Source organism: Murinocardiopsis flavida (assembly GCF_003014485.1).
Taxonomy (GTDB): domain Bacteria; phylum Actinomycetota; class Actinomycetes; order Streptosporangiales; family Streptosporangiaceae; genus Murinocardiopsis; species Murinocardiopsis flavida.
Genome location: NZ_PYGA01000002.1, coordinates 144,331 through 156,788, shown reverse-complemented (window position 1 = coordinate 156,788; position 12,458 = coordinate 144,331). Strand labels below are relative to the sequence as shown.

At 71.2% G+C, this 12,458-nt stretch carries 10 protein-coding genes and 1 pseudogene; 4 read left to right on the top strand and 7 right to left on the bottom strand.

The window, feature by feature from the left end:
* Positions 1-40: 40 nt before the first annotated feature.
* The 3 genes from CLV63_RS03405 to CLV63_RS34405 form a co-directional block, all read right to left on the bottom strand.
* On the bottom strand, positions 41-1,210 hold the full coding sequence (locus CLV63_RS03405; protein ID WP_106581394.1) for an acyltransferase family protein: 1,170 nt from the start codon (positions 1,208-1,210) through the stop codon (positions 41-43).
* The gene (locus CLV63_RS03400) at positions 1,207-1,857 is read right to left on the bottom strand and encodes a TetR family transcriptional regulator (RefSeq protein WP_106581393.1); all 651 of its coding nucleotides are present in this window, start codon (positions 1,855-1,857) and stop codon (positions 1,207-1,209) included. The genes CLV63_RS03405 and CLV63_RS03400 overlap by 4 nt, the downstream gene beginning before the upstream one ends.
* Positions 1,858-1,940: 83 nt before the next feature.
* Positions 1,941-2,105 carry a hypothetical protein gene (locus CLV63_RS34405; protein ID WP_245928547.1) on the bottom strand — a complete coding sequence of 55 codons (165 nt, stop codon included), beginning with the start codon at positions 2,103-2,105 and terminating at the stop codon, positions 1,941-1,943.
* A gap of 63 nt (positions 2,106-2,168) precedes the next feature.
* Between CLV63_RS34405 and CLV63_RS03395 the strand changes: the two genes are divergently transcribed.
* The 4 genes and pseudogenes from CLV63_RS03395 (at position 2,169) to CLV63_RS03380 (ending at position 7,283) form a co-directional block, all read left to right on the top strand.
* Positions 2,169-3,359: an NAD(P)/FAD-dependent oxidoreductase gene (locus CLV63_RS03395; RefSeq protein ID WP_245928546.1), complete on the top strand. Its 1,191-nt coding sequence runs from the start codon at positions 2,169-2,171 to the stop codon at positions 3,357-3,359.
* A gap of 53 nt (positions 3,360-3,412) precedes the next feature.
* A complete protein-coding gene (locus CLV63_RS03390) occupies positions 3,413-4,063 on the top strand; it encodes a DoxX family protein (RefSeq protein ID WP_211301135.1) in 651 nt (216 codons plus the stop codon).
* A gap of 229 nt (positions 4,064-4,292) precedes the next feature.
* Positions 4,293-4,622, top strand: a pseudogene (locus CLV63_RS03385) (IS256 family transposase); the annotation flags it as partial.
* A 378-nt stretch (positions 4,623-5,000) separates the two neighbouring features.
* Positions 5,001-7,283, top strand: coding sequence for a S9 family peptidase (locus CLV63_RS03380; protein ID WP_106581390.1), 2,283 nt, complete (start codon positions 5,001-5,003; stop codon positions 7,281-7,283).
* Between the two features lie 98 nt (positions 7,284-7,381).
* Here the strand turns inward: CLV63_RS03380 and CLV63_RS03375 are convergent, their stop codons facing one another.
* From CLV63_RS03375 to CLV63_RS03360, 4 genes are all read right to left on the bottom strand, one after another.
* Positions 7,382-9,310 (bottom strand): S9 family peptidase, encoded by a 1,929-nt coding sequence (locus CLV63_RS03375; RefSeq protein ID WP_106581389.1) that lies wholly within the window; start codon positions 9,308-9,310, stop codon positions 7,382-7,384.
* A 63-nt stretch (positions 9,311-9,373) separates the two neighbouring features.
* Positions 9,374-10,126 carry a MerR family transcriptional regulator gene (locus tag CLV63_RS03370; protein ID WP_106581388.1) on the bottom strand — a complete coding sequence of 251 codons (753 nt, stop codon included), beginning with the start codon at positions 10,124-10,126 and terminating at the stop codon, positions 9,374-9,376.
* On the bottom strand, positions 10,113-11,333 hold the full coding sequence (locus tag CLV63_RS03365; protein ID WP_106581387.1) for an MFS transporter: 1,221 nt from the start codon (positions 11,331-11,333) through the stop codon (positions 10,113-10,115). The genes CLV63_RS03370 and CLV63_RS03365 overlap by 14 nt, the downstream gene beginning before the upstream one ends.
* Before the next feature lie 470 nt (positions 11,334-11,803).
* A complete protein-coding gene (locus CLV63_RS03360; protein WP_106581386.1) occupies positions 11,804-12,457 on the bottom strand; it encodes a sulfotransferase family protein in 654 nt (217 codons plus the stop codon).
* Between the last annotated feature and the right edge of the window lies 1 nt (position 12,458).

Below are 12,458 nucleotides of genomic sequence, written 5' to 3'. Positions count from 1 at the left end.
CACCGGCGGTCGGTCGGCCGGCCGAGAGCAGGGCCTCCACCTAGAGCACCTTCCGTGCGCCGGGTAGGGCGCGTACCGGCAACGCCGCCGACCAGCAGAGCGGCACCGCGAGGACGGCCAGGAGTACGAATTTCGCCACAGCGGGCGCGTCCACGCCGCTGAGCGCGTAGCCCAGCGCGACCAGCACGACCGGGTGGATCAGGTAGACGGTGTAGGCGTGCGCCGACAGGAACCGGCGGCGGCGCCCCTGGCGGTCGAGGCGCTCCCGGAACAGCACCAGAAGGCCCAGGACCATGCCGACGGCGAGCGCCGACTCGCAGGTCGTCATCACCAGGGACTGCCAGGTGCCGTGGCCCAGGAACGCCGCCTCCTCGGAGGAGCCGACGAGGAGGAGGACGATCGCGACCGCGGCGGCGGCCGCAGCGGCGAACCCGATCCGGCCGACCGTTCTGGAGAGGCCCTCCAGCCAGCCGCGCCGGGTCGCGACCAGCCCGATGGTGAACAGCGCGGCGTACTGCGGCAGGTAGGCGGGTGTGGGCAGGCCGAGGACCGGAAGGGGGTCGCCCATCGGCAGCACGATGCGCCACAGGTAGCTCACGAGGGCCAGCCCGACGACGAAGGCGACGATCGCGGCGGCGCCGGGTGCCCGGCCCGTGACCGGGGCCGGTCCGGATGCGCGTCGGCCCTTGGCGGTCAGGTGCCGCCACAGGACGTAGAGCGCGCTGAACACGAGCAGCACCTCGACGAACCACATCGGCCCCGGTGTGAACGAGGTCAGGTAGTACTGCCAGTAGGGCAGTTCGGCACCCTGCTGGGCGGCGGCCTCCCTCGCGTCGGCATAGCGGCCGAGGGTCACCAGGGGACGGAGCGCCAGCAGCCACACCAGCAGCGGGGCCCCCAGGCGCAGCAGCCGTTCGCCGAGGAAGCGCGCGGTGCCCTTGCGGTCGTGGGAGCCCGGCACGAAGAGCCCGGCGATCAGGAAGAAGGCGCCCATGAAGAACGCCTGGTTGAGTACGAGCAGGATGTCCAGGAGCGTGCCTGAGGAGTCGGTCGGCGGCTCCGGGTAGTACCAGTGCGGGATGTTGCTGTAGGTGATGGCGGCGTGGTGGAGCACCACGAGCACCGTCAGGGCGGTGCGCAGGTTGTCGACGTAGAGAAGCCGTGTACGTGTGGCGGGCGGCGCTGCCGGCCGGTCGGGGACCCGCGTCATCGGTCCGCCTCTCCGCGCGGGTGCCCGGTACGGGTGGCGTGTTCGAACAGGTCGGCCAGGTCGTCGGCGTGCGCTTCCAAGTCGTGGTCCGGGTAGGTGACCCAGTAGGCGAACATGCCGTCGATCGCGGACTGCACGGCGACGCTCATGACGCGGGGGTCGAACTCGCGGCGGAACTCGCCGGCCTGCTGGCCGCTGCGGAACAACGCCTCCCGCGCTTCGTAGACCGGCTCGCTGTAGGCGACGCCGAAACGCCGCTTGCCCTCGGCGGTGCGGGAGTTGTTGAAGATCTCTCCGAGAGCGAGCAATTGGGTGCGATGGCCTCGCATGTACTCGGCGACCGCGCGGATGTTCGCCCGAAGCGCGCGGGTCGACGTGGCCTCCTTCTCCGTCCGCGGCAGGACGAACTGGGCGATGTCGCTGTAGACCTGCTCGACGATCTGCTCGGTCAACTCGGTCTTGCCGGCGAAGTGGTACGAGATCACGCTCTTACTGATGCCGGCGCGCTCGGCGACGCGCGCCAGGGAGGTGTTGGCATAGCCGAGCTCCGCGAAGGTGTCGATGGCGCTCTCGATGATCTGCGCGCGGCGGGCCTCTTCGATGAAGGACGCTCGTTTACGACCGGATGGACTGTTTTCTGATCGCATGGCCTGAAAGTAGCACAAGCGGCCGGACACTACGCTCCGCCCTCTCGCACCCGACTGCCGCACCCCGGAGGCGGTGGCGGCGGTCAGGCGGTGGACTGGATCAGCGCCACGGTTGGGCGGCCGGGGTGGCGGACCTTGCTGTTGTAGCGGCTCGTGCTGCCGTGTGGACTGACCGCGTCGTCGGCTGCGTTCCGGCCGAGGACCCACGCCTCTGCCGCAGAACCGCAGCGGCGGCCGGTGGAAGTCACATTCGGAGGTGCTGTGCCGTCGGACCAGTGAGACGCCGTTCATCACAAGGGAAGGCGGCATCATTGGCAACGCCTGTACAGCCCGCCCGCAAGGTCGTCGTCGTTGGTGGCGGTTACGCGGGCACGCTCGCGGCCAACCGGCTGCGCAAGCGCGACGACGTCACCATCACCCTGGTCAATCCCCGCCCGACTTTCATCGACCGCATCCGACTCCACCAGTTCGTGGCCGGCACCGGTGCGGCCACCGCCGACTACCGCTCGCTGCTGGGAGACGGCATCGATCTCGTCGTCGACACGGCCGTACGCATCGACACCACCGCCCGCACGGTCCGGCTCGCCTCGGGCCGCGACCTCGACTACGACTACGCCGTCTACGCCGTGGGCAGCACCGCGGCGGTACCTGCGTCGGTGCCCGGCGCGGCCGAGAACGCGGTCTCGATGGCGGAGTGGGAGCCCGCGCAGCGGCTCCGCGCCACCCTGGGGGAACTGCCGCCCGATGCCCCGATCACGGTGGTCGGCGGGGGACTCACCGGCATCGAGGCGGCCGCCGAGCTCGCTGAGCAAGGGCGCAGGGTCACACTGGTCTGCGGCGGGATCCTGGCGCCGTCGCTCAGCGCGTCGGCCCGCCGATCGGTCTCGCGATGGCTGTCCCGCCACGGTGTCGCCGTACTCGAGAAGACCGGGGTGGCCGCGGTCCGGCCGGACGCGGTCGTCCTCTCTGAAGGTGCCGCGCGCCCGAGCGCGTTGACCATCTGGGCCGCCGGGTTCGGTGTGCCGGACCTGGCCGCCGCGAGCGGGCTGCGCACCGACGGGATCGGCCGGCTGCTCACCGACGAAACACTGACCAGCGTCGACGACGATCGCATCGTCGCGACCGGGGACGCGGCCGCGCCGTCCGGACGGCCATTGCGGATGAGCTGCCAGGCCGCAGCACCATTGGGAGCGCAGGCCGCCGACACCGTGCTGAGCAGCATCGCGGGAACCGGGCCGACAGTGCTCGACTTCGCCTTCACCGGCTCCTGCGTCAGCCTCGGTCGGCGCAGCGGCGTGCGACAGTTCGCCCGCAAGGACGACACCGCCCTGAACATCCATCTCAGCGGCCCGATCGTCGCGGCCTATAAGGAGCTGACCTGCAAGCTCGGGCTGTTCAAGATCCGAACCGAGGCACGCAGGCCGGGCTCCGTGCCATGGCCCAAGGGCGGAACACGCCCCGAACGGCCGGTCCCCGACACACTGGCCGGGGCGTCCTCATGACCACCGGCAAGAGAGCCGCGCCTGCACATCCTGGAGCCATTGGAGTTCAGCCCATGACGACCACAGCCCACGGTGCGAGCGGCCAGGAGTCCGACGCGGCCGCGCGAGACGGCTGGGACCGGAACCGGCTCCGCGCCGTCCTCTACTGGGCCACCACGCTCGTCATCGTCGTCGAACTGGCGTCGGGAGCGGTCTGGAACCTGGTGCCGATCGACTGGATCGCCGCCCAGTTGCGCCATCTGGGATACCCACCCTACGTCGCCTACATCCTCGGGGTGTGGCAGGCCGCCGCGGCCGCCGCGGTCATCGTGCCGGGGTTCGCGCTGGTCAAGGAGTGGGCCTACGTGGGCTCCTTCTTCCTGTGGTCGGGTGCCGTGGTGTCGCACCTGGTCGTCGGCGGCAGCCCCGACCTTTGGGGGGTGCCGCTGATGTTCGGCGCGTGCGCCATCGCCTCCTGGGTTCTGCGGCCGTCCCATCGGCGGCTCCCGGCGACACAGCTCAGCCGGCACCGGCCTTCCGGCACCGCCGGCACCGGTGCGGGTTCGCAGGGCTCCCGTCCTCGCCCGGTCCTGACCCGTCGCCGTGCCTGGGCGGTATCGATCGGGCTGCTGATCCTCGCGTATGCGTTGTCCATCCTTACCCTGCCTGTGGTCGAACCGGCGACGTATGGGCGGGCCGTCGAGCTCGGCTGGATCGATCCGTAAGCGGCCGTAGGAGGGGCTCCGGACGCGGACAATCCCGCGGTCGGGCGCATCGGGCGTGCCGGGCTCCGATCGCGCGGTGCGGCGGCGGGCGCCGTCGGAGCGGGCCAGGGCGATGATCTGGTCGCGGTACTTCGGCGGGTACGCGGGGCGGGTCTTGGGCACTTCAATCTCCTTGTTCAGTGTCAAAGTATCCGAAAGCGGACACCTGTCCACCGAACTGAAGCAACATCAGATCACCGACGATCTCGACGTGCTGCTGGAGTTCTACGACTACCCCGCCGAGCACTGGGTCCACCTGCGCACGACCAACCCGATCGAGTCGACCTTCGCCACGGTTCGGCTGCGCCGGCGCGTGACCAAGTGACCCGGCTCCCGGGCCGCCGGCGTGGCGATGGCGTTCAAGCTGATCGAGTCCGCCCAAACCCGGTGGCGCGCCGTGAACGCACTCCACTTGGTCGCGCTCGTGCGCGCCGGGGCGACCTTCGAGGAGGGGCAACTCGTCGAGCGACCCGACGACCAGACCGACCACGGAACAGGAGACCGCGAACAGGCCGCGTGAGTCACCGATCCTTAGGTCTTGACAATTCCTCCCTCCAGAATCCCCGACTTCTGCGGAACGTCGGGAGGCCGAGACCGGGATGACCTGACTCGACGCCCTACGCAAGGCGACCGAGAGGTAAGGACCTCGTGGCCGCGGTCGGACCGATCGCGGCCTCGTCCCCGACGACACAGACTGAAAGCTGCTCCAGTCCCTGGTCGCCGTTGGCGAGCGCCACCCCGCGGCCGGGTCCGTCGACCGAGACACCCGGCGGCGGGGTCCAGCGTTCGACCGCTGCACGTAGCAAGCCTGATGATTTGGCCCATTTTCGGGTGGAGCCCGACGCGGCGTCATGGTGTGAGGTGGTCGGTCTAGTCCCATCAGGAGAAAGGCTCCGTCATGATCGACCCGGCCGGGCGCATCCACCTCACCGACACCGACTACGCGCGCGCGGAACAGATGCTCGCGCCGTACCGGGCCCGACTGGTCCCGCGGGCCGCGGTGGTACCGCAGTGGTCCGACGACGGTGCTCTGTTCCGGTACCGGTCCGGGACGCGGTACGTCCTGGTCGACCCGGCGGCGGGCACCAGGAGCGACGCGTTCGACCACGAGCGGCTCGCCGCAGCGCTGTCGCAGTCGTCCGGGTGCGCGGTGGAGGCCGACGACCTGCCGCTCACCTCCGTGGAGTTCGAGGTCCCCGACCGGGATCCCGAAGTGATCCGCTTCTCGGCTTTCGACGCGCGGTGGGAGTGGTCGGATCGTACCGGGACCTGCACGCAGGTAGAGGACGGACCCCCGGTGGGGCCGGGGGAGGTCGTCTCGCCGGACCGGGCGTGGGTGGCGTTCCGGCGGGACGGCAACGTGTGGGTGCGCAGCCGGGACGGGCAGCAGGAGTTCGCGCTCACCGACGACGCCGAGCCGCACCGGGACTACGGCGGGCTCCTCGAAGCGGCCACGAAGGTCAAGCTGCCCCTGCTGGGACTGGACTCTGTGCTGGTGGCGGCCTGGTCGCCGGACTCCACCCGGCTGGTCACCCACCGGATCGACCAGCGCGAGCTGCCCGAGCAGGTCCTGGTGGAGGCCGCCCCGTCCGGCGGCGGGCGGCCGGTGGCACACCGTATCCGCTACCCGATGCCCGGCGACGAAGCCCAGGCGACGATGACGTGGCACGTCCTCGACATCCGTACCGGGCAGAACGTGGCCGCGTCCGGCGAGCCGGAGGTATTGACCTCCCCCTACGCTCTGGACCGGCGGTGGTGGTCGGGGGAGAAGGAGGACGCCGTCCACGTCCTGCACCAGTCCCGGGACGGGCGCACCCTCGAGCTGCGCCGCCTCGACCCGGGCACCGGCGCGATGACGACGCTGGTCACCGAGACCGGCCGGACTCGGGCGGATCCCTCGCCGTACCTGCACGCCCCGCCCGTGGTACGCATCCTGGACTCGGGGGAGATCCTGTGGTGGTCCCAGCGCGACGGCTGGGGTCACCTGTACCGCTACTCCTCCGACGGCGAGCTGCTCGGACGGGTCACCGGGGGGCAGTGGCTGGTCCGCCGGGTCCTGCGGGTCGACGAGGAGCGCGGCCAGGTGTGGTTCCTGGCCAACGGGCTGAACGAGGACCCCTACGTCCGTCAGATCTGCCGGGTGGACCTCGACGGCGGGGGGTTCGTGCGGATCACCGACGACGACCTCGACCACGACGCGGTCGGCCCACCCCGCGGCGACTACATCGTCGACCGCGCTTCGACCGTCGACCGCCCGCCCCGTACGAGGGTGCTCGGCGACGACGGCCAGGTGCTGGTCGAACTCGAGGCCCCGGACGCGACCGCGCTGGAGGCGGTCGGCTGGAGCCCGCCCGAGCGGTTCCGGACGACGGCGGCCGACGGGCGCACTCCGGTCTACGGGCTGCTGTGGCGCCCGCACGGTTTCGACCCGGCGCGGCGCTACCCCGTTGTCGACCACAGCTACCCCGGGCCCAACATCCACCGGGCCTCACCGGGGTTCGGCGACCTGTTCACCGGGGAGCCCGAGGCGCTGGCCGCGCTCGGGTTCGCGGTCGTCGCGCTCGACGGCCGGGGCACCCCGGTGCGCAGCAAGGCGTTCCTCGACCATTCCTACGGCGATCTGGGCATGGCCGCAGCGCTGGACGACCACGTCGCCGCCATCCGCGAGCTCGGACGCCGCCACCCGTGGCTCGACACCGACCGGGTGGGGATCACCGGCCACTCCGGTGGCGGGTTCTTCACGGCCCGGGCCCTGCTGACTCGCCCCGAGTTCTACTCGGTGGGGGTCGCGCAGGCCGGCCCCCACGATTTCTCGATCTACCTGCCGTTCTGGGTCGAGCACAACCACGGAGAGATCGCCGAGGAGGGCCGTCGAGCGCTGCTCAACACGCCGCACGCCGGCAACCTGCGCGGCAGGCTCCTGCTGATCGACGGCGAGCTCGACGACAACGTGCTGCCCCACCAGAGCATGCGCCTGGTCGACGCGCTCATCGAGGCTGATGCCGACGTCGACATGCTCGTCGTCCCGGGCGTCGAGCACACCTTCCAGGGCAGGTACCACTACGTCACGCGGCGCACCTGGGACTACCTCGTGCGGCACCTGCACGGCACCGAACCCCCGACCTACCGGCTCGCACCGTTCCCCCCGATGCCCGACTGGGCCGTCCAACCATCCGGCTAAGCCCTGAGCAGCGGACGCCGCTCTCGACGAGCCCGCCCGGGTCGGCGCCTGACCGCGGGCGCTCGGCGCGCCCGCGGTCAGGGTCCGGCGGCGTCATGTCACGACGCCTCCGAGGAGCGCCCTCCCAGGTGCTTCGCCAGGAAGCCCTCGAGCCTCCTGTACAGCTCGATGTTGCTCTCGGGGTTGCTGAACCAATGCCCTTCGGCCTCGTTGAGCAGGTACTCGACCTCGCGGCCGCGGTCGCGCAGGGCCTCGGCGACGCGATCGGAGTTGCGCCGGTGCACGCGGACGTCGTTGGCGCCGTGGATCAGCAGCACCGGGGCGGTGATGTCCTCGACCCGGCTGATCGGGGAGCGGGCGAGCATGTCCGCCCTCTGCTCGGGGATCTCGGGGTCGCCGATGTGGCGCAGGTAGCTGTTCTCGACGGCGCGGCGGGCGAAGGGGACCACCCCTTCGACGAGGTCGACGAGGTCGGACATGCCCGTGTAGCTGATCGCCGCGGCGAACCGGTCCGGGGTGAACGCGGCCCCGACGAGCGCGGCATAGCCGCCGTAGGAGCTGCCGTAGATCGCGACCCGGTCCGGGTCGGTCAGGCCTCGGTCGATCGCCCAGTCGAGGGCGTCGATCAGATCGTCGTGCATGCGCCCGGCGAACTCGCCGATCCCCGCCTCGACGTGGGCCTTCCCGTAGCCGGTGGAGCCGCGGAAGTCGACCTGGAGGACCGCGTACCCCCGGTTGGCGAGCAGCTGCACCTCCGGGTCATAGCCCCAGCTGTCGCGGTACCAGGGGCCGCCGTGGACGAGCAGCACCGTCGGCAGATTCCGCGGCTCGAGGCTGACCGGGAGGGTGAGGTGGCCGGGAAGGGGCAGACCGTCACGGGCGGTGAGAGTCACGGGGGTGACCGGGGCCAGTTGCTCGGGGTCGAGATGCGGGAATGGGCGGAACAGGCGACGCGCCTTTCCGGAGGCGTGGTCGTAGAACCAGGTGACGCCCGGGTCACGGTCGTGCGTGAACTCCACGACCCAGCGCTGTCCCGTCGTATCGGTGGAGACGTGGGAGAGGTCGCCGTCCGAGAGCTCGGCCAGGAGGGGCAGGATCTCGGCGAAGTGCGGCTCGAGTGCGTGGATGTCCTGACGGTCGCCGAGGTACCGAACGCCGAGCAGGTCGCCGGTTGCCGGATGCAGGATGAGCGACGAGGCGAATCGCGGGTCCGCCTCTGGCCGCGGAGTGTCCAGATCGAACACCGGATGGCTGTCGACCTCCGTCTCCTCCCCGGTCTCCACGTCGAGGCGCGCCACCCGGGTGAGGTCCGAGCCGCGCGCGGACCCGATCCACAGCCCCATGCCGTCCGCGGTGGGGACCGCGGGGACGACGCCGAGGAGGATGTCGGACTGGGGGAAGCGGGCGATCGTTCGCGTCTCGCCGCCGGTCCGCTCGGACAGCACGTGCTCGCCGCCTTCCTCGATCGTGAAGGCCAGCACCCGCCCCGGGACGCGCAACCAGGAGATCACGTCGCCGGAGTTCTCGGCGACAGGCGTGAGATCCCCGCTCATGAGGTCGAGCTCGAAGAAGTCGATCAGGTCGGCACGGCGCTTGTTGAGCTGCACGAACGCCGTCCCGGGCCGGTCCGGCGCCAGCTGCGCGCCCAGGAGGCGCACGCCCTCATACGGGGTCAGGTCGACCGCGGGCCGCTCGGGCCGCGCCGGGTCGACGCGAAGGAGATGCCAGTTCTCATCACCGTCGATGTCCTGCTGGAACAGGAGGTGGCGACCGTCGACGCTCCAGAAGAACCGATCGATGTTCCGCCGGACCTCGGCGGTGATCCGTCGGGCGGCGAGGGTTCCCGAGCCGTCCTCAAGGTCGGGTGCGGACCAGTCCGAGTCGACGTCACGGAGGAACACGTTGAGCCGGCCGTGCCAGGGGGCGAGGTAGGCGATCCTCGTCCCGTCCGGGGAGAGCACGGCGCGGCTGCGGGTGGGCGGGGCGTAGAGATCCTCGACGCGGATCAGGGCGGGAACGGCGGTCATAACGGATCCTTCCGGTCGGTGGGTGCGGATGCAACCAGTCGACCCCCTGACGTCGCGTCGGGCTCAAGCGCCGGGTGAGTCGGGCCGCTCCCGTGCGAGGCGCTGCTGGAGGGCGCGCACGACGCGGTGCTGCACCGGGCGGAGGCCGCGGGCGCCCAGCTGGTCCAGCAGCGCGGGGGCGAGGGGGTCGAGGGACGACATGCCCTCCGTGGTCGCCACGAGCGGTCGGATCTGCTCGACCCATTCATCGATCAATGCCTCGACCTCGTGGTCCGGGGTATCGGCATCAAGGACGTAGAAGCGCGCGGTCAGCGTGGCGGAGGCCGCCCTGGCGTCCTCCGGGACATCGAGCAGGGCGGCCAGACGTGCCGCGCCTTTCTCCCCGAGCAGATGAGCGATCAGGATGAGCTGCTCGCGCTCGTACCTGACCATGGCCTCGGGCACGCCCGGACCGGGCGCCGCCTGCCAGGCGGAGAGCTCCGGCGGCAGGTCGGGCGGTGTCCCGGTGCTGCGCAGTACGTCGATGCCGGCGCGGCGGGCGGTGAGCCGTTCGATCTCGGCGGCGGCCTGGCGATCGAGCTGGTCGAGCAGCTCCGCGGCTGCCGTGGGATCGTCCAGCACCTCGGGGAGGGCGGACAGTGGGACACCCAGCGCCGTCAGTCGCGTGATCCGCAGGACGCGCACGAGGTGGCCGACGTCGTACTGCCGGTAGTCCCCTGATGTGCGCGGCGGCTCGGGCAGCAGTCCGATCTGGTGGTAGTGGCGCAGCGTGCGCACGGTGACGCCGGCCAGGTCGGCGAGTTCACTGCTGAGCATCGGGCATGTCCTTCAGGTCCAGGTCGCGCAGTGCACGCGAACCGATCACGGCCAGTAGCACCAGGATCCACACCCCAGTGACGCCGGCCGCGGCCAGCAGTGGCGAGCCGAGCTCTGCGAGCACACCTGCCAGCCCGATCCCCGCCGGCGCGGCAACCGTCAGCAGGGCCGTCTTCACGCTGAGCACCCGTCCGAGGAGACCGCCGGGGATGTGCTGGACCTGTAGGACACCGGTGACCGCTCCGACCACGGAATTGCCGAGTCCCAGGGCTGCCGCCCCGACGAACACTACCGCCGGGGAGAGGAGGGAGGCCATCAAGGCGAATCCCACGGAGGTGACGATGAACCCCGCCGACAGCCATGTCCGCGACGACAACCGGGCTCCGATGGCGCTGTAGATCGTCGCTCCGACCAGCATTCCGGCTGCCAAGACGGTGAGGACCAGGCCCAGCAGTTCGGGGCGGGAGATGAGGTCGAAGTACACCGGCATCACCAGCCCCTGCAATCCGCCGAGCGCGACGGCCAGACCGAGGACCAAGAAGGTCGTGCCCAGCAGGAATCGGCTCCTTCCCAAGACCAGCAGGCCATCCACGAGCTCCCGCATCAGGGGCCGGCGCGCGACGCGGGAAGAGTCGACCGCCCCGAGGCGGCGCGGCAGCATCCGGGTCAGCACCGCTGCGAGCGCGGATGTCGCCGCCGTGATCCACAGCACGGCCATGGCGTCGACGGCGGCCAGCAGCACACCGGCGGCAGCGGGTCCGACCACCAAGGCGACGGAGGTCAAGGTCTGGCGCACGCCCACCACGCGCCGCAGATCGAGACCGACGTGCCGGGCCACCATTGGAGCGAGGACCTCACGGGCCGTCATGCCGGGCACGTCCCCGAACGCGCCCAGGATGCCCAACAGGATGAACCACACGAGGTCGAGACCCCACAGCATGTCCACGAGCGGTAGCGACGCGATCGCCACGGCGGAGATGACATCCGAGACCACCGATGCCGTAAGCCTGTTGATCCGGTCGATGATCACCCCGCTGAGGAGGCCGACCACGACGGAGGGGACCGCGGCCGCGGTCGCCAGGGCGGACATGCCCAGCGGGCTGCCCGTGGTCTGTAGGACGATCAGCGGCAGCGCCACCGCGGCGATGCCGTTGCCGAGCAGGCTCAGCAGGTGAGAGGCGTAGTAGGCGAGTGCGACGAGTGGCATGTGGTCAGCGAAGACCCTGACGTCACGTCGGGGTCAAGCACGCGGAGAACGGCTTGTGACCCGGCACTCCCCTCCCCGGGGCCCCGCCCGCGCAGGGCCGGCCCTCAACCGCACTCCTCGTGCCCGACGCGGAAGGCGACGCGCCCCGCGGTACGCGGAGCTCCCGCCGCGATCCAGTCCGCCAGCTCCGCACCTCGACCGCGCCGAGGTCCAGGCCCCGCTCGGCGGCCAGGTAGGCCGTCTCGACGTCGAGGCCAGGTTCGTCCGAGAGGAAGGCGCTGGTGATCGACCGGCCCGCCGTGGCGGGATCGGCGACGAGTGCCCCGCAGGGAAAGCGCTCCCCGAGCCGGGCCTAGGCCCGGGCGACGGCGACCACCCGGTCCCCAGAGCACGCGGCGAACTGCACGGCGATCCGGCCCACTGCGCTGATCGCGGAGACGATCAGCGCAGTGGGCTCCCGGGCGCGTGCTTCAGGGGTGGCCGGACTCGCGGGCCAGCCGTTGTCCGACCCGCTCGTGGAAGTCGCTCCCGGTGTTGTCGCGCGGGTAGGGCTCGGGCGGTTCGGGGACACCGAGGAAATCGCACAGCGGGCCCCACCCGTGGTCCGCCCGGAACTCCAGCAGGCGCTCGGCGGGCACCAGGGTCCGGACGCGGCGCTCGTGGTCCGCGAGCACGGACAGCGCGTGCGCACGGTCATCGAAGCGGCCGCTGAACGTGTCCTGCCAGATGAGCTGCTCGGCGAAGGCCGCCACCCGGCCGGTGCCGCCGGTGAGGCGCCGCCGTTCGCCGGTGTCGTCGAACCGGCTGCGGTACAGGGTGTGCAGCGCACTGTCGTACCAGGTCGCGGGGTCGCGGGTGGTCAGGATGACCTTGGCCGCCGGGAACCCGGCCACCAGTGTGCCGAGGAAGGCGCACGCCGGCCAGCCCAGTGCCGCACCGTAGCCCGTGAGCGCGGCGCCGGCCGGGGCGCGGCCGGTGCGGGCGGCCTGCCAGGCGTCCAGGTGGTCGGGATGGTCGTAGAGCTCCTTCATGTCGTAGACCGGCCCGAGGCCGAGCCGTTCGAGCGCGCGCCGCAGCGACGTAGTTCCGGTTCGTCCGAAACCCGCGCCGATCACCGTGACCATC